The following is a 22,485-nucleotide window of genomic DNA, read 5'->3' on the forward strand; positions in this document are numbered from 1 at the left end:
GCATGACGGACTCCTATCGATCACCTGTTCGCGGTACTACGTGCTGAGTACACCAACTCCTCGGTCGCGGGAACAAACCATTTAGGTCAGACCTACACCCTCCGTAAACTGCCGAACGATGACGGACCCATTCGCCTTCGCGACGCCGCACCTCGGCCCGATCCTGCTCGCGCAACCTGTCGACGGATTCGTCGGCAATCAGACCTTCCATCTGCGGACGTCCGACGGCGTCTACTACCTGAAGCAGGCGGAAACGGCCGCCGAGGAAGCTCGCGCCTGCAAACTCGCGACCACCGTCGGCGCGCCCGCGCCGACGGTGGTCGCCCAGGGCCCTGGGTATCTGATCACGCGCGCGCTGGCTGGACGACCACCGGCCGCGGAGGATGCCGCCGTCCTTCGCGTCGCAGGACAGGCAGTACGTGCGGTGCACTCGCTGTCCGGTGAGTCAGTCTCCTGGGCGACGCACTTGCGAACGGTGTCGGAGAACCTGACCGTGCTTCCGCCCGGCTTGCAGGTGCGCTATCGGGAGCTGATCCCGCCGTTCGTCGACAGTGTCGCGGGGGTGCAGCCGGTGCTGCTGCACGGCGATTTGCATCTGCGCCACCTGTACGCCGACGGGGACCGGCTCACCGGAATCCTGGACTGGGGCGACACGACGTACGGCGATCCGCTGTTCGACCTCGCGCGATTCTCGATGGCGGGACCGGTTGCGATGGCCGCGTTCGTGGAAGGGTACGGCGGGGTCGACGCCCCGGAGCGCACGCTGTCGTGTTACCGCGTGCTCTGGTCGCTGATGGCGCTGCAGGCGGAGCACCTCGCCGGCGGCGACTGGTTGCAGCCGCACATCGACCGGATCGCCGCTGAACTCAGTTGATGAGAGTGCCCAGTGGGGTGCCGGTGGCGATGGTGGTGGCGGCGTGGGGGCGGTCGATGTCGAAGACGTGGAGGGGGAGGTGGTGGTCGCGGGCGAGGATGAAGGCGGACTGGTCCATGACGCCGAGGCCGCGGTCGATGACTTCCTGGTAGCTGAGGTGGTCGAAGCGGCGGGCGCCGGGATGGCGGTTGGGGTCGGCGTCGTACACGCCGTCGGTGCCGTTCTTGGCGACCAGGAGGGCGTCGGCCTGGAGCTCGATCGCGCGCTGGACGGACGGGTAGTCGGTGGTGGTGAACGGCTGACCGTTGCCGCAGGCAAGTAGGACGATCGCGCCCTTCTCGAGGTGCCGGAGGGCGCGGAGGCGGATGTACGGCTCGGCGAGGTTGTTGATCGGGATCGCGGTCATCAGCCGGACGTCGTCGGCGCCGAGCGCGGCGAGCCGGCCGCGGAGGAGCACCGCGTTGATGACCGTGCCGAGCATGCCGATGTTGTCGGCCTCGACCCGGTCGATGCCCCAGTCGTCGGCGCGGTTGCCGCGGAACACGTTCCCGCCGCCGATCACCACCGCGACCTGCACCCCGGTGGCCCGCAGCGCGATCACCTCGGTGGCGAGATGGGTCAACCGGTCACTGCTGAAACCGAACTCGTTCGAGCCGGCGATCGCCTGCCCGGACAGCTTGAGGACGAGCCTGCGATACATGCCGACAGGTCTATCACGAACTGTCGGCGGCCGGGGCTAGCCTCGGGGGATGAGTGATTGGCGGAAGCTCGCGCAGGCCTGGCACACCCGGTTCGGTACGTCGTCAGTGCTCGACGGGGCGAGGTTCGCGCAGGCCGTGGGGGAGGAGTGCGCGGATCCGGAGCTACGGCTCGGGCCGACGTACGTCGATGTCGCGACTCGGGACCGCGCCACGGCCGACCGGATCAGCGCGATCGCCAAGGAGCGCGGGCTGATCGCGGATCCGGCGGCGGTCGCGCAGCTGGAGATCGGGCTCGACACCGCGGACCTGGTCGCGATCGGGCCGTTCTGGGCGGCGGTGCTGACCGGCAGCACGGACGCGTTCACGGGGAACGACGTCATGGACCCCACCCGCCGGGTCGCGAACCTGTGGTTTCAGGGCACGACGCCGCACGAGACGCCCCGCCAGCGGTTCCACCTGGACCTGTGGCTGCCGTCCGAGGTGGTGCCGTCCCGGATCGAGGCGGCGATCGCGGCCGGCGGCAAGGTCGTGTACGACGACGAGGCGCCGATGTTCATCGTGCTCGCGGACCCTCAGGGCAACAGGGTCTGCTTGTGCACGGCGGAGGGGCGCTAGATCTGCTAGCGTTCGTGGTGACTCGAGGAGGTGTGTGATGGCTAGGAAGGTTCTCCGGTTCCGCGCCGTTCCCTCCTCGGATGCTGTCGTCTGACAGTTCTTCTCCGGACCGTTCGGTGCGTTTCCCCGTCCGTGCCGATCGAACCGGAGATCACTCATGTCCTCCGTGGACACCCAACTTCATGCTGCCCTCGCCCGCGCCGCTAGCGGCGTACCGCACCACGAACTGCACACCAGGGCCGACGCCCTCTCACACCGCTACCGCACCGAGCAGGTCGACGACTGCACGCCGGGGATGCGCGACGCGCTCGACGCCCTCGCGTACGCCGTCGTCCGGATGCCGGCGACCGTCAGCGCCTTGTCCGCGGCGCTCGCGGCCGTCGAACGTCAGGTTGACGGCGCGCACGCCACCCAGCTCGATCTCGGCGGCGGTACCGGCGCCGCGGCCTGGGCCGCTGCGGCGCGATGGCCGGACCTGGCGATCGAGATCGTCGAACGTCAACCAGCGGCCGTCCGTCTCGGCCAGAAGATTGCCCTAGGCAACTGGCAGTGGACCACCGCCGACGTCCGGACCTGGGCCGGCCGCCCGGTCGACCTGATCACGATCGGGTACGTGCTCAACGAGCTGACCGCCGGCGCCCGCCGCGACGTGCTGCTCCGCGCGATCCGCCACGCCCAGACGATCGTGATCGTCGAACCAGGCACCCCGCGCGCCCACGCCCGTACCCTCGCCGCCCGCGCCCTGCTGATCGAGCACGGCTTCCGGATCGCCGCGCCCTGCCCGCACCAGCAGGCCTGCCCGGTCGACTGGTGCCACTTCGCGACCCGCCTGCCCCGGACCGAGCTGCACCGGCTGCTGAAGGATGGCACCCGGAACTTCGAGGACGAGAAGTTCACGTACGTCGTCGCGACCCGGTACCCGGTCCGCCCGGCCGCGGCCCGCGTGCTCGCTCGCCCCGCGCGCGCGAAGAACCGGGTCGGCCTCGACCTCTGTACGTCGGCCGGCACCGCCGAGCACGTCGTCGTACCGAAGTCGTCGCCCGCCTACCGGGCCGCGCGGAACGCGACCTGGGGTGATGCCTGGTAGCTCTACGAGGAACGCATTCCGAGCCACTGCTCGGCGTCCCACGCCCGGAACCGCTCCACCTCGGCGAACCCGAGTTTCGCCGCGAGGCGCATCGACCCGGCGTTGGCGCTCTGCGTGGTGAGCACCACCGGCTCGCCGGGAAGTACGTCGTCCAGCCATCCGAGCGCCGCCGAGCACGCCTCGGCGGCGTACCCGGATCCCCACGCCCGCGGGAGGAACAGGTATCCGAGATCCACCTTCCCGGCGGCCGTGGGGCGGCGGTGCTCGGTCGCCCGGCGGAGCAGGACCTGGCCGATCATCGCCCCAGGTCTGACATGCTGGCAGGCTACCGTCTGGACGCTGCAACCGGTTGCGTGGTTGTCGCGCGGACGATGAGCGAGGTGCTGAGCAACACCCGGCGGTCGGGACCGTCGGGGTTCTCCAGGCGGTGCAGCAGCAGGTCGACGGCCGCGGCGCCGGCGTCGGCCGCGTGCGAGGAGACGGTGGTCAGCGGCGGATACACCTGCGCCTTGAGTACGTCGTCACACCCGACGATGCTGAGGTCGTCCGGCACCGACAGGCCGTGCTGCACGAGGCCGGCCAGGACCCCGTGCGCGAGCACGTCGTCGAAGGCGACCGCCGCGGTCGCGCCGGACTTGAGCAGCGCAGGCACCGCCTGCATCCCGGCCTCGTAGTTCGAGACCTGCCCGGGCAGCATCACCGCCTCGATCCCTGCGCGTTCCGCCGACCGCTTCACCGCCTTCTTCCGCTGCGCGTTCGCCCACGACCGCGCCGGACCGGCCAGGTACGCGATCCGCGTATGCCCGAGCTCCGCGAGATGCTCGACTGCTGCCCGTACGCCGTCGGCGCTGTCGACGAGCACCCGCGGCAGACCGGGGAGATCGCGGTTGACCAGCACGACCGGCCGCCGCTTGGCCAGTTCGCGGATCTGCCGTTCGCTCATCCGGCTCGCCGCGAGGATGAACCCGTCGGCCTGCAGCGTGAGCCGGCCGACCATCGTGTGTTCACGGGCCGGATCCTCGTCGGTGTTGCCGAGCAGCAACGCCAGACCGGACGTTTCCGCACGTCCCTGCGCGGCCCCGATCATCGGCGGGAAGAACGGGTTCGCGATGTCCGGCACGATCATCGCCAGCAGCCCGTGCCGCCCGGTCGACAACGCCTGCGCGGTCGGATTCGGCACGTACCCGAGCTGCGCCGCGGCCTCATGCACCCGCGCCACGGTGTCGGCCCGCAGGACCCGCGGATTGCTGAACGCCCGCGACACCGTCGCCCGCGAAACCCCCGCGAGCGCCGCAACGTTGCTGATCGTCGGCCCCGGTGCCATGCCGCGCAGCCTAGCTCTTCACGCAACCGGTTGCACGCGTCACGGGCGGGCGACGTACGCCGTCTTCTCGTCCGGGTCGAAGCCGCAGCGGCGGTAGAAGGCGTGGGTGGACTCGCGGCGGGAGCCGGTCTGGAGCATCACCTTGTAACAGCCGGCGTCCCACGCCGCCTGCAGTGTTGCGGCCATGATCTGCTTGCCGAGGCCGGTGCCGCGGCGGGTGGAGTCGACGACGACGTTCTCGATCACGGCGTACGGGCGGCCGCCGCGGGTCAGGTTCGGGATCAGGTTCAGGTACGTCGTGGCGACGACCGTGGGCCCGTCGGCGAGGACGTACAGGTGCAGGCCGGGCCGGTCGAGGATTGTGGTGAAGGTCGCGCGGGCGGCCGGGACGGGCGGATCGGCCGGGTGCAGCTGCCGGTAGAGCGCCAGGATCCCGTCGAGGTCGTCGGCGCCGGCCTCGCGGAACAACGCCGTCACAGGTCCGCCACCAGCAGGCAGAACGGATGCCCGGCCGGGTCGGCCAGGACGTACAGCGGCTCGCCCGCGTCGGCCGTCCGGTCGTGCAGCACCCGCGCCCCAAGCTCCTCGGCCCGCGCGCGATGCCGTTCCAGCTCCTCCACCGACGGTACGGCGTAGTCGAGGTGCGCCTGCGTCGGTACGTCGGACGACGGCCAGGTCGAGCGCTTGAGCTCGGCGACCTGCTGGATCGCGAGCTGCCGGTTGCCGTCGGCGTCGAGCAGCACGATCCAGTCGTCGTCATCGCCCGGGCGGAACCGCAGCCCGAGCAGGTCTCGGTAGAACCCGGCCAGCCCGCGCGCGTCGGTCGTGTCCAGCGCGGTGTGCATCCGCCGCGGGTACGCCAGGTCGAACCGGACGATCACCAGCTCGTCGCCCGGCTGCAGGTCCGGGTAGTAGCTGCTCAGCCCCGGGATCACGTCGTACGCCCCGGCGAAGCCGTCCTCGAGCGCCTCCTCCTCGGTCACCTCGTCGGCCCGCTTCGCGACCGTCGACACGATCCGCCCCGGCAGCCGGACCTCTTCGTCGAACTCGAAGACCAGCGTCGCCGGCCCGACCTCGACGGGATCGTCGTACCGCATCGTGATCCGTTTCGTGCCGGCCCGGACGGCGTCGAGGTGGTCGGCGCGGAAGCGCAGCTCCTGGAGGCTCATGGCGCCCGAGCCTACGTGCTGCGGAACGACTGCCGATACGCGTTCGGCGGTACGCCGACAACACGCTGGAAGTGTCGCCGCAACGTCGTCGCTGTCCCCAACCCGGTCGCGGCGGCGACCTTCTCGACGGACGCGTCGGTGGACTCGAGCAGCTGCTGGGCCCGGCGTACGCGTTGCGTGAGCAACCACTGCAGCGGGGTCTGCCCGGTCACCGCGCGGAACTGGCGGCCGAGGTGGCGCGGGCTGGTGCCGGCCCGCTTGGCGAGGTCGGTGACGGTCAGCGGCTGGTCGAGGCGTTCCTGCGCCCAGGCGAGGAGGTTCGCCAGCGAGTGGTCGCCGCTCGGCTGCACCGGAGTGGAGACGAACTGCGCCTGGCCGCCGGCGCGATGCGGCGGTACGACGAGGCGCCGGGCGACGGTGTTCGCGACCGTGGCGCCGTGGTCTCGGTGGACGAGGTGCAGGCACAGGTCCACGGCGGCTGCTTTACCGGCGGAGGTGAGGATGTCGCCGTTGTCCGTGTACAGGACGTCTGGGTCTACCGAAGCCTCCGGGTAGCAGGACTGGAGCTCGGCGGTGTGGGCCCAGTGGGTGGTGGCTCGACGGCCGTCGAGCAGCCCGGCCGCGCCCAGCACGAAGGCGCCGGTGCAGAGCGAGGCGATGCGCGTCCCGGAACTGTGGGCAGCGCGGATGGCCTCGACCAGCACCCGGGGCGGTGGGGTGTCGACGTCGGCCAGGGCGGGGACGAGGACGGTGTCGGCGGCGGCGAGGTGGTCGAGCTGGTGGGACGGCTGCACCTGGAACGGGCCGACCTGGATGGGCGCCGGTCCGCAGAGCTGGACGTCGTACCAGTCGTCGACTCCGACGGGAGGGTTGGCGAAGATCTCGTAGGCGATGCCCAGCTCGAAGTGCAGCAGGTCGCCGGTGGCTGCCAGCGCGACAGTGTGCATGTCCGAAAGTGTACGGATGGTGTCGTTCCGGACTCTCACGCTCGTCCGGGCAGCGGACCGAGACTCGACCCATGAACGCCATCGTCGTGTACGGCGCCACCGGTCACACCGGCCAGTTCGTCGTCGAAGAACTCCGCCGCAGGCATCTCCCGACCGCCGTCTCCGGCCGCGACCCCACCGCCCTCGCGGCGCAGTGGCCCGACCTCGACGTACGTCCGGCGGCCGTCGACGACCCGCATGCGCTGGACGTCGCACTGAAGAACGCTGCCGCGGTCATCAACTGTGCGGGACCGTTCGCCACGACCGCGGAGCCGCTGATCGAGGCGGCCGGACGGCAGCGGATCCCGTACGTCGATGTCGCCGCGGAGATCGAGGCCAACGTGGCGACGCTGGCCCGGCGGAGCGACGTCCCGGTCGTGCCGGCGATGGCCTTCTTCGGCGGACTGGGCGACCTGCTCGCGACCGCAACGCACCAGGAGAAGGCGGACCTGGTGCAGGTGGCCTACGGGCTGAGTAGCTGGCACCCGACTCCCGGTACGCGGGTCGCCGGTCAGGTGTCGCACGACCGCCGGAACGGGCGGCGCGTGCGGTTCGCGGACGGGCGGCTGCAGTACCACGCGGATCCGGCGGTGCAGCAGGACTGGGAGTTCCCGGAGCCGCTCGGCCGGCGTCGGGTGTTCGCCGGGTTCAGCATGGCCGACATCGTCACGATCCCGAGCCACCTCGACGTACCGGACGTGCGCACGTACATGACGGTGGAGGCAGCGGGGGATCTCGCCGACGCGGAGACGCCGGCTCCGGTGGCCGTGGACGAGCAGGGCCGGTCGGACCAGACGTTCGTGGTCGACGTCCGGGTCGGCGACGTCCGGGCGACGGCCACCGGGCGGGACATCTACGCGATCTCGGCGCCGCTCGCGGTAGGCGCCGTACGGCGGATCCTCGGCGGCGAGACGCGGGCCACCGGGGTCGCGTCCGCCGGGGCGATGTTCGACGCCGTCGGGTTCCTGCAGGAGCTGCCACTCGCGCTCAGCCTGCCGTAAATCGATTGCCGGCGGACAATGGTGGGGCCCCTGCTGACCGCCCGCACAGCCGGAGGCACCGCCATGCCCGAGAGCCGCCCGTCCCGTCGTACTCTCCTCACCCTCACTACTGCCGGTGCGCTCGCCGGCACCGTCGGTCGCGCGCTGCCGGCGTACGCTGAAGGGGTCGACTACACCGCGCGCAAGACGTTCGATGACTGGGACCGCCTGTTCCAGAAGGGCGGTCCTGGCCAGCCGGACCAGCCGAACGACAACTCGAATCGCGACGGCCGGTCGGGCATGCTCGCCTGGAGCCAGTCGTACGTGCTGCTCGGGCTGGTCCGGATGTACGAGACGTACCGCGACACCTATTACCTGGACCGGCTGATCGACAACGTCGACCAGGTCCTCGCGGTCCGCGACAGCGCCCGTGGCGTCACCGACTACCGCGGGCTGTCGCTGCCGGCCTGGCGCGCCGACCACCCGTACACGACCGGCTACGCGACTCTTGCCGACAGCAACGGCCGGCCGTTGCTCGACCTGCGCGAGGCGCTCTCCTACGCCGAGGACACGACCGTCACCGTCACCGCCGGGAGCCACCAGGACACGTTCACCGTCCAGCTCGACAACACCTCGGTGAAGCGCTCGGTCACGCACACCGATCTCTCGCTCGACCCGGCGAGCCCGGACTACGCGGTCGCGCAGATCTACGCGGCCGCGCCCGGGCCGTTGCAGCTGACCGCGGCCGACCGAGGCGCGGGTCCCGGCGCCGTACCGGCGTTCGGCACCTACCAGATGCACTGCAAGCCGGTGATCTTCGCCGTCCACACCGGCATGATCACGTACCCGATCGCCGCCTTCGTCCGGATCGTCGCGGGCTCACCGGTGCTGCGCCGACGGTACTGGCGGAAGGCGTCGGAGTACCTGACCGCGTGCCGGGAGGCGGTCGCCGTCCACGACTGGGAATACCGCGACGGCGGGTACCTGAGCTGGCCGAAGACGCAGCCGCTGCCGTACGACGGATGCGAGCAGCCGATCAACCAGTCCGTCGGGCTCGGGCAGACGCTCGTGGAACTGGCGCTCGTGACCGGCGACCCGGAGTACCGGGCGAAGGTGGCCGCGATGGGCCGGATGCTCGCGGCGCAGCTGACCGTCGACAGTGGGGACGCAGACGTCTGGCACTACTGGCCGACCGGCGGGCACATCTACGACGGCTTCGCGAAGACCGGCGACCCGGACACCGACGTCTCGATCTTCACCCCGTCCGGCGGACCGGCCCGGCAGTTCGAGGACATCAGCCACGGCGCGATCGACGTCGAGTTCGCGGTCCGGGCGTTCCGTGCGAAGCTCGCGTTCACCGGCCGGGACATGAACCGGATCGCCCGCACCTTCACCCGCAACGTCGCCGCCACCGACGCGGACGGCCTGCCCGCGATCCACACCACCGTCGGCGGCGGCACCCTCGGCGGCCCGTCCGTCGCGGCCCAGGCGCCGCGCTGGATGCAGGTGACACCGTGGGACCCACAGGTGCTTGCGCACTGCCTGGCCCTCTACAACCGCAACCAACCGACCCCCGAACGCGACGGCCAGCAGGCGATCGGCTTCGGCTGGCTGCTCGCCAACGTCGCCTACCTCAACTGGGGCGCCCGGAAGGTTCCGCGGTGACGTAGCCTGGGGGCGTGGAGGGGGAACCGCTGGTACGGCGGTCCGTGGGGATCGTGATCGCCGGATTGTTGCCGTGGGCATGGTTCGTGGTGCGGGACCGGCTCGGTGTGGTCACCGACGTGGTCGCGATCGTGCTGCCGATGCTCACCCTGGTCGTGGCTGTCGTCGTTGGTATGGTCGGCCGGCGGCGACGGGCCGCGGTCGCGTTCGCGGTGTCGACGTTGGTGGTCGGGATCGTCGCGACGTTCGGGCCGTGGATCCCGCACGGCACCGGCACGGTCGCCGCGGGCAAGGGGATCCGGGTCGCCGCCGCGAACATCGGGGTCGGGGAGCTCGAGGGCGCCGACACGCTGATCAACCTGCGGGCCGACGTACTGGTCGTGTCCGAGATCGGCGAGCCGCTGACGGACCGGCTGGCGCAGACGTACCCGGATCACGTCGCGGACTGGAAGGGCCCGTCGATCGCGGTCTTCAGCCGCTGGCCGCTCACCGTCCTCGAACAGCCCGGCCCGGACCTGCCCGGCTACCTGCTGCGGGTCAACGCCCCGACGGGCGCCTTCGACCTGATCGCCGCGCACGTACCGCGTCCGTGGTGGACGGCGGACGGTTCGACGTACCAGCGGTCGACCGACACCGGGCAGCCGTACGAGACGACCGTCGCCGGGCATTACCGGCTGATCGAGCAGATCGCGGCCCGGGTGCAGCGCGACGGCCGGCCGGTGGTGGTGACCGGCGACCTGAACACGACCGACCGCGGCCGCGACTACCGGATCCTGACCAGCCACCTGACCGACGCGATGCTGGACCACTGGGGCCGCCCGTCGCAGATCGGCAAGTGGGCCGCGCTGCTGGTCCGGATCGACCACCTGATGGTGACACCGGGCTGGTGCTCCGACGACAGCTCCTGGTATCCGGTGCCGAAGTCGGACCATCATGGACTGATCTCCACGATCGGACCGTGCGGCTGATCTGGGCTGATATGGCAGGATTACGACTGTGAGTAGCGGAACGACGGACGCGCAGCGCCTCGAGGACCTGGCGCGGCTGCGGCGCGTCAAGGATCGTATCGACCGCGAATACGCCCAGCCGCTGGACGTCGAGGCGCTCGCCCGGGGCGCGCACATGTCCGCCGGGCACCTGAGCCGCGAGTTCAAGCGTGCTTACGGAGAGTCGCCGTATGGGTATCTGATGACGCGCCGCATCGAGCGCGCGATGATGCTGTTGCGGCGCGGCGGGATGAGCGTGACCGACGTCTGCTTCGAGGTCGGCTGCCAGTCGCTCGGCACGTTCAGCACCCGGTTCACCGAGCTGGTCGGGATGCCGCCGAGCGTCTACAAGGACGCCGCCGCCGACGCCACGGTCGGGATTCCGTCGTGTGTCGCGAAACAGGTGACGCGACCGATCAGGAATCGAGAAGCAACCCCGGCTTCCGGCACGTAGCGTGGCGCCCATGAGCCTGAAGATCCTGAACAGCTTCCTGCCGCACACCGACCCCGAGGAGTCGCTGAAGTTCTACCGCGACCTGCTCGGCTTCGAGGTCCGGATGGACGTCGGCTACGAGGGGATGCGCTGGATCACGGTCGGCCCGCCCGGCCAGCCGGACACCTCGATCGTGCTGACGCCGCCGGCCGTCGACCCGGGCATCACCGAGGACGAGCGGAAGACCGTCTTCGAGATGATGGCCAAGGGCACGTACGCGACCGTCGTCCTGCAGACCGACGACGTCGACGCGCTGTTCGACCGGTTGCAGGCCAGCGACGCCGAGGTCATCCAGGAGCCCGTCGACCAGCCGTACGGCGTCCGCGACTGCGCGTTCCGGGACCCGGCCGGGAACCACGTCCGGATCAACCAGGCCCGCTGACCCTTTCGGAGAGATGACCATGAGCCGCGACGAGTACGTTGCCGACAGCCACGACATGATCCGGGTCACCGGGGCGCGGGTGAACAACCTGAAGGACGTCAGCGTCGAGATCCCGAAGCGCCGGCTGACCGCGTTCACCGGGGTGTCGGGGTCCGGCAAGAGCTCGCTGGTGTTCGGCACCGTCGCGGCGGAGTCGCAGCGGCTGATCAACGAGACGTACAGCGCGTTCGTCCAGGGGTTCATGCCGACGCTGGCCCGCCCGGAGGTCGACGTACTGGACGGCCTGACCACCGCGATCATCGTCGACCAGGAGCGGATGGGCGCGAACCCGCGGTCCACCGTCGGTACGGCGACCGACGCGAACGCGATGCTCCGGATCCTGTTCAGCCGGATCGCCGAGCCGCACATCGGCCCGCCGACGGCGTACTCGTTCAACGTCCCGAAGCGCACCGCGACCGGCTCGATGACCGCGGACAAGGGCGCCGGCGAGAAGAAGGTCGTCCGCGATCAGGTGTACGCCGGCGGCATGTGCCCGCGCTGCGAAGGTATGGGCTCGGTCACCGACTTCGACCTGACCGCGCTGTACGACGCGGAGAAGACGCTGGCCGAGGGCGCGCTGACGGTCCCCGGCTACAGCATGGACGGCTGGTACGGGCGGATCTTCCGCGGCTCCGGCTTCTTCAACATGGACAAGCCGATCAAGAAGTTCACCAAGAAGGAACTGCACGACCTGCTCTACAAGGAGCCGACCAAGATCAAGGTCGAGGGCATCAACCTCACCTACACCGGCATCATCCCGTCGATCCAGCGCTCGCACCTGTCCAAAGACGTGGACGCGATGCAGCCGCACATCCGCGCGTTCGTGGAGCGGGCGGTGACCTTCACGATCTGCCCGGACTGCGGCGGCACCCGGCTCGCCGAGGAGGCGAGGTCGTCGAAGATCAACGGGCTGAACATCGCCGACCTGACCGCGATGCAGATCACCGACCTGGCCGCCTGGGTCCGGAAGCTGAAGGCGCCGTCGGTCGCGCCGCTGCTGAAGGCGCTCGGCGAGGCGCTGCAGGCGTTCGTCGACATCGGGCTGGGGTACCTGTCGCTGGACCGCCCGGCCGGCACGCTGTCCGGCGGCGAGGCGCAGCGGACCAAGATGATCCGGCACCTCGGGTCGTCGCTGACCGACGTCACGTACGTGTTCGACGAGCCGACGATCGGGCTGCACCCGCACGACATCCAGCGGATGAACGAGCTGCTGCTGCAGCTGCGGGACAAGGGCAACACGGTGCTGGTCGTCGAGCACAAGCCGGAGACGATCGCGATCGCGGACCACGTGATCGACCTCGGGCCGGGGGCCGGGTCCGGCGGCGGTGAGGTCGTGTTCGAGGGGACGGTCGAGAAGCTGCGGACCAGCGGGACGCTGACCGGGCGGCACCTCGACGACCGCGCGTCGCTGAAGGACTCGGTCCGGTCGGCGTCGTCGGTGCTGGAGATCCGCGGCGCGTCGCTGAACAACCTGCAGGACGTCGACGTCGACGTACCGCTCGGGGTGCTGACGGTCGTGACCGGCGTGGCGGGGTCCGGGAAGAGCTCGCTGATCCACGGGTCGATCGCCGACCGGGACGGCGTGGTGGCGATCGACCAGGGCGCGATCCGCGGGTCGCGGCGGTCGAACCCGGCGACGTACACCGGTCTGCTGGATCCCATCCGGAAGGCCTTCGCGAAGGCGAACGGGGTGAAGCCGGCGTTGTTCAGCGCGAACTCCGAGGGCGCCTGCCCGGCGTGCAAGGGCGCGGGCGTGATCTACACCGAGCTCGGCGTGATGGCGACCGTCGAGACCCCGTGCGAGGAGTGCGAGGGGCGGCGGTTCCAGGCGGCGGTGCTGGAGTACGAGTTCGGCGGCAAGAACATCGCCGACGTACTGGCGATGCCGGTGTCGGAGGCGCTGCCGTACTTCGCCGACGGCGACGCGCGGACGCCCGCCGCGGAGAAGATCCTGGAGCGGCTCGCGGACGTCGGGCTCGGGTACCTGTCGCTCGGCCAGCCGCTCACCACGCTGTCCGGCGGTGAACGGCAGCGGCTGAAGCTGGCGACGCACATGGGGGAGAAGGGCGGCATCTACGTCCTCGACGAGCCCACCACCGGCCTGCACCTCGCCGACGTCGAGCAGCTCCTCGGCCTGCTCGACCGGCTCGTCGACGCCGGCAAGTCCGTGATCGTCATCGAGCACCACCAGGCCGTGATGGCGCACGCCGACTGGATCATCGACCTCGGCCCGGGCGCCGGCCACGACGGCGGCAAGGTCGTCTTCGAGGGCACTCCCGCGGATCTGATCAAGAAGCCGAAGACGCTGACCGGCAAGCATCTGGCGGAGTACGTCAACTGATCAGGAATCGAGAAGCAGCCGGTGGCGGTCCGGAAATAGCGTTGGTCGTGCTGGAAGACCACTCGAACTGGAGATGAAATGACCACCACACAAGGCGTCCAGACGATCCTGCACCCGGTGACGGACATCGAGAAGGCGAAGCCGGTGTACGCCGCGCTGCTCGGCGTCGAGCCGGTCGCGGACTCGCCGTACTACGTCGGTTTCGAGGCCGCCGGCCAGCAGATCGGCCTGGTCCCGAACAGCGACATGACCGCGCCGATCGCGCACTGGCACGTGACCGACATCGAGGACCGCATCAAGGCGATCGTCGGGGCCGGCGGCACCCTGAAGTCGCCCCCGAAGGACGTCTCGAACGGCCGCCTGGTAGCCCTCGTGACCGACCCCGACGGCAACGTCCTCGGCCTCCTCCAAGACCCGTCCTGACCATGTGCACCCTCCCTCCGGAGGTCCGCGCGGCCCTGTACGGCACCCACCCCAAAGCGGGCGAACCACGCGAGCCCAAGCCCACCGAGGAGCCCGTAGGGCATCATCTGGTGCATGACTGAGCCCAGCTACGTCCGCCTGCAGGCCGGCTATCGCGGCCGGCTCGGCATCGAGGTCGGCCTGTTCGTCGCGGTGGACCACCTGCGGCGGGCGGGCCGGCTGTCGGCGGCGGAGGAGGCACAGTACCTCGACATCGACGACTGGTTCCTCGCCGAGTTGCCGAACCCGGACTTCTACGCCGACGGCAACACTGTCGGCGCCGTGACGTGGTTCAAGGGACCGATCCCGGCGCCGATGCAGGAGCGGGCCGACACGTTGTGCGCGATCCTGTCCGCTCACGACGTCGCCTGGGAGCGCGTGACGTCGACGGATCCCGGGACCGTGGTGTACGAGGACGAGTTCCAGGTCGGCGTGGTGCCGTACGTCCGCGGTGAACAGACGCCGCTGCCGACCGGTATCACGCTCACGCCGACGGCCGGTGGTTCCAAGCGAGCCGTCGCAGCATCCCCGGTTCGGCATGTGTTGTTCGATGCGGATGGGGTTTTGCAGGATCTGCCGGGTGGTTGGTACTCGGCGCTGGAGCCGTATCTGGGGGAGCGGGCGAAGGAGTTTCTGCACCAGACGTGGTCCGACGAGCTGCCGATGCTTGCTGGTGAGGGGGACTATCTGCCGCTGCTGGCCGAGTCGCTCCAGCGGTACGGCGTACGCACGCCGGTGACCGAGGTGTACGACGCGGTCTGGAAGAACATCGTGCTGATCGAGGAGTCGCTCGAGATCGTCCGGGCGCTGCGGCGGAACGGGTACGGCGTCCACCTCGGCACCAACCAGGAGAAGTACCGCGGCGCGCACATGCGGACGGCGCTCGGGTACGACGAGCTCTTCGACGTCAGCTGCTACTCGTACGACCTCGGCGTCGCGAAACCCGACCCGGCGTTCTTCACCCGCGCCGCAGGCCGGATCGGCGCCGAACCCGGCACGATCCTGTTCATCGACGACACCGCGAAGAACATCACCGGTGCCCGCGCCGCCGGTCTGCGCGCCGACCAATGGGACTTCACCCAGGGCCACGACACCTTGCACACGCTCTTCGAGGAGCACGGCGTCGACGCCCGCAGCACAGCCTGACCAGACTCTTGTTTTCCATGTCAGGACAAGTGAAGATTCTCGGCCATGAGACGACGCGACTTCCTCGGCCTGACCCTGGCAACTGCGACTGCGACCGCGGCCGCCACCGCGCTGCCGGCCCAGGCCGCCACCTCCGCCCTCGAGCTGACCCGCCCGTACCGCGTCTTCCTGAAGCGCGGTCTCAGCGCCGGCGCCTGGGTGACGACCCCGCAGACCGGGCGGTACGTCCCGAGCGCCGCCGAGTGGCTGCAGTCCTCGTTCACGCAGCCGACGTTCTACGAGCGCGACTTCTACCACCCGGGGCTGATGGCTGCGCTGCCGCGGAACACGCCGTGGGGGATCGCGGCGTACCCGCGCGACGACAACTGGGGCTCACTGACCCGCGGACCGGCGCCGGACGAACAGATCCTGTGGACCCCGGAGCAGCGCGCGAACGCGAAGAACCTGCTCACGTTCAACGTCGGCGACGAGGAGTCGTACAGCGAGCAGATGATCGAGTGGCTGCGCCAGTGGTTCGGCGTCGTCCGCGCGCAGGTCGGCGACGACGTACTCGTGCACAACAACCAGCCCGGCGTGCTCTGGCCGGAGCCGCAGCTGCACACGTACGTCGAGTACGCGAAGCCGGACCTGCTGACCACCGACTGGTACCACTTCCAGTCGCCGGCGCCGTACGAGACCGGCAACATCAGCGACCCGTACGACGACATCGCGCACTACCGCCGGGTCGCGCTGGCCGGGCTGGACGGCGACTACCGGCGGCCGATCGCGTTCGGGCACTACTCGCAGGGCTACAAGGGCGGCGGCGACGCGTACAACTACGTGCCGTCGGAGTCCGAGCTGGCGTTCCTGTACTTCATGCCGTGGACGATGGGCGCCCGCTGGGTGATGTTTTTCCGCTGGGAGCTGGACCCGGCGGTGTTCCTGCTCAACCGGCCGGACGGCAGCCACTCGCCGCAGTTCGCCCAGCTCGCGAACATCGTCCGCCAGAGCCGCACGCTGTCGCCGTACCTCGTCCAGCTGCTGACCGAGGAGGTGCACTTCGTCACCGGCGTCCACCGCGATCCGGCCGGCGCGATCGTGCCGAACCGGAAACCGGAGTGGATCGACTCGTTCGCTCCCGACCCGTCCGGCGTCGTCGACGTGACCTCCCGCGACGTCGGTGGCGCGAACGACGGGCACCCGGGCGACGTCCTGATCGGCTCGTTCCGCCCGCTGCCCGGAGTCGGCTGGCGGCCGGACCGGCGCGCGTTCATGGTGCTGAACGGGCTGATCGGGCCGAACCCGTCCGGTGACTTCGACGCCACCGGCGGCTTCGCGGCCGGCGGTCGCCAGGAGATCACGCTGACGTTTGCCCACGGCAACCGGCTGCTGCGCCTGGACCGACGGACCGGCCGGCTGGTCCCGGTCCCGCTGCGGCACACGTCCCGGACGGAGGCGCGGGCGACGATCACGGTGGACGGCGGTTTCGCGGAGCTGCTGCTCCTCGACTGAGCTAGGGTCCGGGAGATGGACCTGCGCGCGATGTACTCCGCCGAGCCCGGCGCGACCGCTCTCGGCGGGATGACGGATGCCTGGCACTGGAGCAAGGCGCCTGGGCTGGACTCGGTCGCGGCACTGTCGGGGGAGCACGCCTTCGAGGCCTTCGCGCTGGACTCGTACCACGAGGGTCTCGCGGTCGCGCTGCTGTCGTTCTGCCGGGAGCACAGCGCCGAACTGCTGCGCGATCAGCCGCTGGTGGTGGTCGACGGGTTCAGCCATCCCGGGTACGGGTTCTCGCTGGTGGTCGCGGTGTCCCCGGCGGTGCACCAGAAACATCCGGACGATCCGGAGGCACAGGCCGCGGTCCGGTCCGTCGTACCGGCGTACCGCTGTGAATTCGCGGGCGACGAGGACCTGCAGGACGCCAGCTACCGGTGCAACCGCGCGCCCGGCGTCCAAGGCACCAGGTGGGACCGCACCGACCCGCGCCCGTACTTCAAAGCCCGCTTCCGCGGCGACGACGGCCACCTCGCAACTCGCCGCGGCTTCACCCGCCCCCAACTCCTCGCCTCCCGAGTGACGAGAGAGGACCGCCGCGAGGAACAGTTCATAGAGTTCGAGAACTACCGCCACGAGATCTACACCGTCACCTGGCAGGACACCTGGTTGCTAGCGGGTCCGACCGGAGCGGCAACGCCGTACACCGACCCAGCGCAGCTGCTCGCCGCCGTCAACACGATCATCGGCCTCTGAGCGACCCCGGAGACCGAGCTGCACGTGCTGCCCGACGTCAGCGGCAAGGACGTGATCGACCTCGGGTGCGGTACGGCGTACATCGGGGCCTGGGTACTGCGAGCCGGCGGGCGCTCCGTCGGCATCGACAACTCTGCGGAGCAGCTGGCCACGGCGCGGACGCTGCAGGACAAGACCGGCCTGCGCTTCCCGCTGATCAACGGGAACGCGGAGAGCGTCCCGCTGCCGGACGACTCGTTCGACGTCGCGATCAGCGAGTACGGCGCCAGCAGTTGGTGCGACCCGGCCCTCTGGATCCCGGAGGCCGCGCGGCTCCTCCGTCCCGGCGGGCGGCTGATCTTCCTCCGGAACTCGACCCTCGTCGAACTCTGCACACCCCCGGACGCCCCGGCCGCCACCGGCCGACTCAGCTGTCCGTACGCCGACGTCGTCCGGATCGCGCGCTCCGACGGCGGCACGCAGCCGACTGGCCGTCCGTGGAGTTGTGGAAGGCGACCTGGTCGCCGGGCGCCTGAGTCGCACCGCGCGAGCAAGACCGATCGTTCTATCTGCTACCGTCGAGGGTGTTACGTCGAACGGATGGGGAAGCGGATGTCGGAAGCGCGGATGCGGCTGCTCAGCACGGCCACTGGACTCTTCTACTCGGAGGGGATCCACGCGGTCGGCGTCGACCGGGTGATTGCCGAGGCGCAGGTCACGCGTGCCACGCTCTACCGGCACTTCCCGAGCAAGGACGACCTCACCGTCGCCTACTTGACTGCCGCCGACGACGCGATGCGCGCCCGCGTCGCCGACGCACGTACGACGGACGCGAGCCCCGACGACGTGATCCGCGCGGTCGCGACGTCCATCACCGACGACATCACCGGCCCGGGCTTCCGCGGCTGCGCCTTCCTGAACGCCGCCGCCGAGTACCCGGACCCGGCCCACCCCGTCCACCAGGCCGTCCTCAAGCACCGCGACTGGTTCCTCGCGACGATGACCGAGCTCTTCACCGCCACCGGCAAACCCGACCCCGAACCGGCCGCCCGGCACTTCGTGATGCTCCGCGACGGCGCCATGACCGCCGGCTGCCTGACCGATCCGGCGCCGATCTGCGACACCTTCACCCGCGGCGTCGACGGCCTGCTGACGTACCGCAGCCGCCTGGGTTGACCTTGACCCTAGGGGAATGCCGAGGGTCGGCTTCAGGCGCACCGGCGCCGCAGTCGAGAGGATGGGACCCCACGTGCTGAGTATCGGAGAGTTCGCGCGGGCGACAGGGCTGACCGCGAAGGCGCTCCGCCTGTACGACGAACTCGGCCTGCTGACACCCGCCGCGGTCGACCCGTACAACGGCTACCGGTACTACGCCGACGACCAGGTGGACCAGGCCCGCCTGGTGGCCCGGCTCCGGTCGGCCGCCGTACCGCTGCCGCGGATCGCCGCGATCATCCGGGCCGCGACCCCGCGGGACGCCGCCGACGAGGTGCTGTCGTACTGGCGCGTCGTCGAGGCGGACCGGGCCTCGGCGCGTGAGGTCATCACGTCTCTCGTTGCCCTACTCACAGGACAGGACAACACCATGGCAACACCGGAAGCACTGGAAGCACTGGAAGCACTGAACATCAGCCTCGGCGAACTGATCGCCGGCGTGTACGAGGACCACCCGGACGCCGACGACCTGGCCCGGATCGCCGAGGCTCGTCGCCGCGCCCGCGCGCTGACCGACCTCGGCGAGCAACTCGTCGACCACTACGTCAGCGAGGCCAAACTCAGCGGCGCCTCGTGGAGCGACATCGGCGACGCGCTCGGCGTCTCCGGCGCCGACCGGCCCCGTACCTCCGACGTCTTCGCCCGGTACACGAACCTGAACCGGCACTGCATCGTCCTCGCCCAGGAGGCCGCCCGGACCCACAAGCACGACCTCATCGCGACCGAGCACCTGCTGCTCGGCCTGCTGTCGGAGCCGAGGGGCCTGGCGTACGACGTACTGACCGCGCACGACACCTCGGAGCAGCAGGTCCGCGACGCGATCGAGGCCGCACTGCCCGCCGCCGGGGCGGAGGCGCTGCAGGGGCACATCGCGTTCGGGGCCGACAGCAAGGAGTCGATCAAGGAGACGATCCGCGCGGCGGGCGAACTCGGGCACGACTGGGTCGGTACCGAACACACGCTGCTCGGGCTGATCCGCGTCGAGGACAGCGGCGCCGCGCGGATCCTGCGGAGTCTCGGCTTCACTTCGGACGCTCTGCAGACGACGATCAAGTCCGAGATCGCCGCGCGGCTGGCGGAGTAGTTGCTCAGGACAACGGCAACAGAGCGCGGCAGGCGTCGATGCCGTGCAGCTCGATGTCGTACCGGCGACGTTGTTCCCAGGCCTGCCGCGTCAGTCGCCACTGGTTGAGCAGGACGGGTTCGCCGCGGCGCGTCGCCCAGTCGAACCCGTTCGGCTCGTACCCGAGGGACCGGGAGACCGCGTTCGACCCGACGTTGTCGACGAACGCGTCGCTGCCCGCCTCCTTCGCGCCGAGCCCCTCGAACGCGAGATGCAGGATCGCCTGCCGCATCTCCGTGCCGATCCCGCGCCCGCGGTGGTCGGCGGACAGCCAGGAGAACGACGTGACGGTCCCGAACGCCGAGAAGCTCACGCCGATGACGTCCTGCATCCCTACCGGCTCGCCGTCGACGACAACGGCGAAGTTCATCCGCCACCGGTCGTCTTCGACGATCCCGCGACCACGCCACATCGCCCGCAACCACTTGGCCACCCGGAGATCCGGGTCCTGTTCGTAGAACGTGCTCGGATCGTCGTACGGCGCCGGTTCGGCGGTCATCTTGCCGGCGTGCACCACCGGCACGAGCTGCTCCAGCAGGTCGTCGGTGGCGGCGCGCAGTTCGAGTCGCGGCGTACTGACACGCACATCGAGGAGGGGATAGCTCAGCACAAGGCACCCTAACGGTTGAAAGCGGGGAACAGGCGCGGCGGGGGATTGGTGGCGTCGGTCCAGCGGGCCGTCATCGCGGCGGCGAGCTCGCGGGACCACCGCGCCAGCCCGGGCAGGACTCCGGCCCGCGCAGCCAGGCGGTCGAACACGCCGATCTGCTGGACGATCTGCCCGCGCCGCCGCCAGCTGTCGTGGGCCGACTGGTCGCCGCGGGCAACGAGAGGCAGGCGGACCACCCGGCTGGCGATGGCTGCCGCAGCCCCGATCGCGACCGCTTGGTCGAGGCCGTCGAGCGCGACGATGCCGCGGTAGGCGTCGTCCGCGTCCCGGATGATTGCGTCCGGCAACGTGCACCAGTGCGCGCTGTAGTGCGGGAACGGGTAGTGCAGGAAGGAGGCGTCGAAGCCGAGGTGGCCGAAGCCCGCCCCTTCGAAGTCGACGAGCCGTACGCCGCGGTCGGTGACGAGCGCGTTCGTCGGGTTGAGGTCGTGGTGGACGAGGGCGGCGTACGGACCCGGCTCGTCCAACTGCCCGCGGACGAACGCGATGTCGTCGCGGGCGATGCCGGCGTCCGGGAGATCAAGCTCCGCACACGCTCGCTCGACCTCGTCCCAGCGGCGGACGCCTCCGGTCCCGACGCCGTCGCCCGTCGTGACGTCGGCCTCGCCGAACTCGGCGAGCGCCCGCTCGTGGTCCGCGCGACGGCCCCGCGTGGTCGCGTGCAACCGTCCGACGGTTCGCGCGAAGTCGACCATCGCGGCGGCGGCACGATCCGGGTCGTCGCCGAGCAGGACTGTCTCCAGCGTCGGCCACTGGCCAAGGTCCGACTGGACGACAACGCCGGCCCGGTCGTCGACCAGGATCACCCGTGCTGCGACGTCACTGGCCGCGGCCGTCCGCAGCCCCGCGACCTCGCGCCGCAGATACGCCGGCCCGCCGTGCCCCTCGCCGTCCACGCGGCGCGTCTTCACGATGACCGGCTCGTCGCGATCGAACACCAGCCGCGTCACCGGCGCCCACTGGTGCCCGACCTTCCGCGCGTCGACCACCACCGGCCGATGCCCCCAGACGTCCGCGAGCCCGTCCAGTACCGCGTCGCGCCGTTCGTCCGTCAGTGGATAGTGCATCAGCGGTCCTGGTACTCGGCGAAGATCTCGCCCAGAACATGCTTCGCGGCGGCCGCGGTCGCCGCATCGCCGGGGTCGTCGTACGTGGATCTGTAGGTGGCGAGTGCCTTCCACAGCGCCCAGCCGCGACCGCGCGCCCAGGTCGGGTCGTCGACCGCCAGGCGCTCCCGGAACGCGCGCCGACCGTCCGCGTTCAGCAGCGTCCACGCGATCGCCAGGTCGCAGGCCGGATCGCCGACGCCACAGGTCCCGAAGTCGATGACGGCCGAGAGCTGCCCGTCGGTCAGCAGCAGATTCCCCTCGGCGATGTCGCCGTGGAACCAGCGATCCACCCGGTCCCAGCGCGCGGCGAGCGAATCCGCCCAGATCTCGCGCGCCAGCTCCACGTCGACCTGCCCGGCGAGTTCGCCGAACGCGCTCCGCGTGTTGTTGTCGTACGTTCGCAGCGTGCCACCGCGGTACCAGTTGTGGATGCCGGGTTGCGGTCCGTCGCCGGCGTCGACGCTCTGCAGTGCGGCGAGGAATCCGGCGAGGTCGAGCGCGAACCGCACCGGATCGGCGATGCCGTCCGCCGTGGCGGTCACGCCGTCGATCCACCGGTAGACCGACCACGGATGCGGGTACTCCGCCGTCGGTTCCCCGTGTGCCAGCGGCACCGGGATCGGCAGCGGCAGCAGGGGAGCCAGAACCGGGAGCCACCGGTGCTCCTTCTCGACCGCCTGCGCGTACTCGGCCGCGCTGGGTATCCGGACGAGCATGCCGGTGCCGAGGTGAAACGTCCGGTTGTCCCAGCCGCCGTTGTCCAACGCCCGTACGGCGAGCCCCGCCCACTGCGGGAACTGCTCCGCCACAAGACGCCGTACCAGCGGCGCCTGGACGTCGATGCGCTCCGGCACGGGACCAAGATCCGGCGTCTCACTCATCCGGACAGCATGCCCGACGTGCCCGC

General features: G+C 70.4%; 24 protein-coding genes. 15 read left to right on the plus strand and 9 right to left on the minus strand.

What is annotated here, in order from left to right; genetic code table 11:
- Positions 1-118: 118 nt before the first annotated feature.
- On the plus strand, positions 119-874 hold the full coding sequence (locus ACXJJ3_RS01075; protein ID WP_458167911.1) for a phosphotransferase family protein: 756 nt from the start codon (positions 119-121) through the stop codon (positions 872-874).
- Here the strand turns inward: ACXJJ3_RS01075 and pyrH are convergent.
- Positions 867-1,574, minus strand: a complete 708-nt coding sequence (gene pyrH, locus ACXJJ3_RS01080; RefSeq protein WP_458167912.1) for a UMP kinase — start codon at positions 1,572-1,574, stop codon at positions 867-869. The genes ACXJJ3_RS01075 and pyrH overlap by 8 nt on opposite strands.
- Positions 1,575-1,623: 49 nt before the next feature.
- Between pyrH and ACXJJ3_RS01085 the strand changes: the two genes are divergently transcribed.
- Together ACXJJ3_RS01085 and ACXJJ3_RS01090 are read left to right on the plus strand one after the other, a co-directional pair.
- Positions 1,624-2,190, plus strand: coding sequence for a VOC family protein (locus ACXJJ3_RS01085; protein ID WP_458167913.1), 567 nt, complete (start codon positions 1,624-1,626; stop codon positions 2,188-2,190).
- A 157-nt stretch (positions 2,191-2,347) separates the two neighbouring features.
- Positions 2,348-3,277, plus strand: coding sequence for a small ribosomal subunit Rsm22 family protein (locus ACXJJ3_RS01090; protein WP_458167914.1), 930 nt, complete (start codon positions 2,348-2,350; stop codon positions 3,275-3,277).
- Between the two features lie 2 nt (positions 3,278-3,279).
- Here ACXJJ3_RS01090 and ACXJJ3_RS01095 read toward each other — a convergent pair whose 3' ends face one another.
- The 5 genes from ACXJJ3_RS01095 to ACXJJ3_RS01115 are packed head-to-tail and all read right to left on the minus strand — an operon-like array spanning position 3,280 to position 6,717.
- On the minus strand, positions 3,280-3,576 hold the full coding sequence (locus tag ACXJJ3_RS01095) for a GNAT family N-acetyltransferase (protein ID WP_458167915.1): 297 nt from the start codon (positions 3,574-3,576) through the stop codon (positions 3,280-3,282).
- Positions 3,577-3,602: 26 nt separating this feature from the next.
- Complete coding sequence (locus ACXJJ3_RS01100) at positions 3,603-4,601, minus strand: LacI family DNA-binding transcriptional regulator (protein ID WP_458167916.1); 999 nt, start codon at positions 4,599-4,601, stop codon at positions 3,603-3,605.
- Between the two features lie 39 nt (positions 4,602-4,640).
- Entirely contained in the window at positions 4,641-5,078 is a 438-nt protein-coding gene (locus ACXJJ3_RS01105) for an N-acetyltransferase family protein (protein WP_458167917.1), read from the minus strand.
- Positions 5,075-5,770 carry a VOC family protein gene (locus ACXJJ3_RS01110; RefSeq protein ID WP_458167918.1) on the minus strand — a complete coding sequence of 232 codons (696 nt, stop codon included), beginning with the start codon at positions 5,768-5,770 and terminating at the stop codon, positions 5,075-5,077. Before ACXJJ3_RS01110 ends, ACXJJ3_RS01105 begins: the two co-directional genes overlap by 4 nt.
- An 11-nt stretch (positions 5,771-5,781) precedes the next feature.
- Positions 5,782-6,717: a helix-turn-helix domain-containing protein gene (locus ACXJJ3_RS01115; protein ID WP_458167919.1), complete on the minus strand. Its 936-nt coding sequence runs from the start codon at positions 6,715-6,717 to the stop codon at positions 5,782-5,784.
- A gap of 71 nt (positions 6,718-6,788) precedes the next feature.
- Between ACXJJ3_RS01115 and ACXJJ3_RS01120 the strand changes: the two genes are divergently transcribed.
- The 12 genes from ACXJJ3_RS01120 (at position 6,789) to ACXJJ3_RS01175 (ending at position 19,760) form a co-directional block, all read left to right on the plus strand.
- The gene (locus ACXJJ3_RS01120) at positions 6,789-7,757 is read left to right on the plus strand and encodes a saccharopine dehydrogenase NADP-binding domain-containing protein (protein WP_458167920.1); all 969 of its coding nucleotides are present in this window, start codon (positions 6,789-6,791) and stop codon (positions 7,755-7,757) included.
- A 63-nt stretch (positions 7,758-7,820) separates the two neighbouring features.
- The gene (locus ACXJJ3_RS01125; RefSeq protein WP_458167921.1) at positions 7,821-9,401 is read left to right on the plus strand and encodes a hypothetical protein; all 1,581 of its coding nucleotides are present in this window, start codon (positions 7,821-7,823) and stop codon (positions 9,399-9,401) included.
- A 14-nt stretch (positions 9,402-9,415) separates the two neighbouring features.
- Complete coding sequence (locus ACXJJ3_RS01130) at positions 9,416-10,369, plus strand: endonuclease/exonuclease/phosphatase family protein (RefSeq protein WP_458167922.1); 954 nt, start codon at positions 9,416-9,418, stop codon at positions 10,367-10,369.
- A 28-nt stretch (positions 10,370-10,397) separates the two neighbouring features.
- Complete coding sequence (locus ACXJJ3_RS01135; protein ID WP_458167923.1) at positions 10,398-10,841, plus strand: helix-turn-helix transcriptional regulator; 444 nt, start codon at positions 10,398-10,400, stop codon at positions 10,839-10,841.
- Positions 10,842-10,851: 10 nt separating this feature from the next.
- Positions 10,852-11,262, plus strand: coding sequence for a VOC family protein (locus tag ACXJJ3_RS01140; protein ID WP_458167924.1), 411 nt, complete (start codon positions 10,852-10,854; stop codon positions 11,260-11,262).
- Between the two features lie 19 nt (positions 11,263-11,281).
- Complete coding sequence (locus ACXJJ3_RS01145) at positions 11,282-13,642, plus strand: ATP-binding cassette domain-containing protein (RefSeq protein WP_458167925.1); 2,361 nt, start codon at positions 11,282-11,284, stop codon at positions 13,640-13,642.
- 78 nt (positions 13,643-13,720) lie between these two features.
- The gene (locus ACXJJ3_RS01150; protein WP_458167926.1) at positions 13,721-14,065 is read left to right on the plus strand and encodes a VOC family protein; all 345 of its coding nucleotides are present in this window, start codon (positions 13,721-13,723) and stop codon (positions 14,063-14,065) included.
- 114 nt (positions 14,066-14,179) lie between these two features.
- Positions 14,180-15,250 (plus strand): HAD family hydrolase, encoded by a 1,071-nt coding sequence (locus ACXJJ3_RS01155; protein ID WP_458167927.1) that lies wholly within the window; start codon positions 14,180-14,182, stop codon positions 15,248-15,250.
- Positions 15,251-15,295: 45 nt separating this feature from the next.
- Positions 15,296-16,741 (plus strand): hypothetical protein, encoded by a 1,446-nt coding sequence (locus tag ACXJJ3_RS01160; RefSeq protein WP_458167928.1) that lies wholly within the window; start codon positions 15,296-15,298, stop codon positions 16,739-16,741.
- Between the two features lie 15 nt (positions 16,742-16,756).
- Positions 16,757-17,482: a hypothetical protein gene (locus ACXJJ3_RS01165; RefSeq protein ID WP_458167930.1), complete on the plus strand. Its 726-nt coding sequence runs from the start codon at positions 16,757-16,759 to the stop codon at positions 17,480-17,482.
- A 24-nt stretch (positions 17,483-17,506) separates the two neighbouring features.
- The gene (locus ACXJJ3_RS01170) at positions 17,507-18,637 is read left to right on the plus strand and encodes a methyltransferase domain-containing protein (RefSeq protein ID WP_458167931.1); all 1,131 of its coding nucleotides are present in this window, start codon (positions 17,507-17,509) and stop codon (positions 18,635-18,637) included.
- Positions 18,638-18,710: 73 nt separating this feature from the next.
- Positions 18,711-19,760 carry a Clp protease N-terminal domain-containing protein gene (locus ACXJJ3_RS01175; protein ID WP_458167932.1) on the plus strand — a complete coding sequence of 350 codons (1,050 nt, stop codon included), beginning with the start codon at positions 18,711-18,713 and terminating at the stop codon, positions 19,758-19,760.
- A 4-nt stretch (positions 19,761-19,764) separates the two neighbouring features.
- Here the strand turns inward: ACXJJ3_RS01175 and ACXJJ3_RS01180 are convergent, their stop codons facing one another.
- The 3 genes from ACXJJ3_RS01180 to ACXJJ3_RS01190 are packed head-to-tail and all read right to left on the minus strand — an operon-like array spanning position 19,765 to position 22,459.
- Entirely contained in the window at positions 19,765-20,409 is a 645-nt protein-coding gene (locus tag ACXJJ3_RS01180) for a GNAT family N-acetyltransferase (protein WP_458167933.1), read from the minus strand.
- 8 nt (positions 20,410-20,417) lie between these two features.
- Positions 20,418-21,536: a phosphotransferase family protein gene (locus ACXJJ3_RS01185; protein ID WP_458167934.1), complete on the minus strand. Its 1,119-nt coding sequence runs from the start codon at positions 21,534-21,536 to the stop codon at positions 20,418-20,420.
- On the minus strand, positions 21,536-22,459 hold the full coding sequence (locus ACXJJ3_RS01190) for an aminoglycoside phosphotransferase family protein (protein WP_458167935.1): 924 nt from the start codon (positions 22,457-22,459) through the stop codon (positions 21,536-21,538). Before ACXJJ3_RS01190 ends, ACXJJ3_RS01185 begins: the two co-directional genes overlap by 1 nt.
- Positions 22,460-22,485 lie beyond the last annotated feature (26 nt).

The sequence above is a fragment of the Kribbella sp. WER1 genome (assembly GCF_054189145.1).

Bases quoted from the DNA above. Each gene is read 5' to 3' on its own strand.
- ACXJJ3_RS01075 (WP_458167911.1), top strand. From the start codon at position 119: ATGACGGACCCATTCGCCTTCGCGACGCCGCACCTCGGCCCGATCCTG.
- pyrH (WP_458167912.1), bottom strand. From the start codon at position 1,574: ATGTATCGCAGGCTCGTCCTCAAGCTGTCCGGGCAGGCGATCGCCGGC.
- ACXJJ3_RS01085 (WP_458167913.1), top strand. From the start codon at position 1,624: ATGAGTGATTGGCGGAAGCTCGCGCAGGCCTGGCACACCCGGTTCGGT.
- ACXJJ3_RS01090 (WP_458167914.1), top strand. From the start codon at position 2,348: ATGTCCTCCGTGGACACCCAACTTCATGCTGCCCTCGCCCGCGCCGCT.
- ACXJJ3_RS01095 (WP_458167915.1), bottom strand. From the start codon at position 3,576: ATGATCGGCCAGGTCCTGCTCCGCCGGGCGACCGAGCACCGCCGCCCC.
- ACXJJ3_RS01100 (WP_458167916.1), bottom strand. From the start codon at position 4,601: ATGGCACCGGGGCCGACGATCAGCAACGTTGCGGCGCTCGCGGGGGTT.
- ACXJJ3_RS01110 (WP_458167918.1), bottom strand. From the start codon at position 5,770: ATGAGCCTCCAGGAGCTGCGCTTCCGCGCCGACCACCTCGACGCCGTC.
- ACXJJ3_RS01115 (WP_458167919.1), bottom strand. From the start codon at position 6,717: ATGCACACTGTCGCGCTGGCAGCCACCGGCGACCTGCTGCACTTCGAG.
- ACXJJ3_RS01120 (WP_458167920.1), top strand. From the start codon at position 6,789: ATGAACGCCATCGTCGTGTACGGCGCCACCGGTCACACCGGCCAGTTC.
- ACXJJ3_RS01125 (WP_458167921.1), top strand. From the start codon at position 7,821: ATGCCCGAGAGCCGCCCGTCCCGTCGTACTCTCCTCACCCTCACTACT.
- ACXJJ3_RS01140 (WP_458167924.1), top strand. From the start codon at position 10,852: ATGAGCCTGAAGATCCTGAACAGCTTCCTGCCGCACACCGACCCCGAG.
- ACXJJ3_RS01145 (WP_458167925.1), top strand. From the start codon at position 11,282: ATGAGCCGCGACGAGTACGTTGCCGACAGCCACGACATGATCCGGGTC.
- ACXJJ3_RS01150 (WP_458167926.1), top strand. From the start codon at position 13,721: ATGACCACCACACAAGGCGTCCAGACGATCCTGCACCCGGTGACGGAC.
- ACXJJ3_RS01155 (WP_458167927.1), top strand. From the start codon at position 14,180: ATGACTGAGCCCAGCTACGTCCGCCTGCAGGCCGGCTATCGCGGCCGG.
- ACXJJ3_RS01160 (WP_458167928.1), top strand. From the start codon at position 15,296: ATGAGACGACGCGACTTCCTCGGCCTGACCCTGGCAACTGCGACTGCG.
- ACXJJ3_RS01165 (WP_458167930.1), top strand. From the start codon at position 16,757: ATGGACCTGCGCGCGATGTACTCCGCCGAGCCCGGCGCGACCGCTCTC.
- ACXJJ3_RS01185 (WP_458167934.1), bottom strand. From the start codon at position 21,536: ATGCACTATCCACTGACGGACGAACGGCGCGACGCGGTACTGGACGGG.
- ACXJJ3_RS01190 (WP_458167935.1), bottom strand. From the start codon at position 22,459: ATGAGTGAGACGCCGGATCTTGGTCCCGTGCCGGAGCGCATCGACGTC.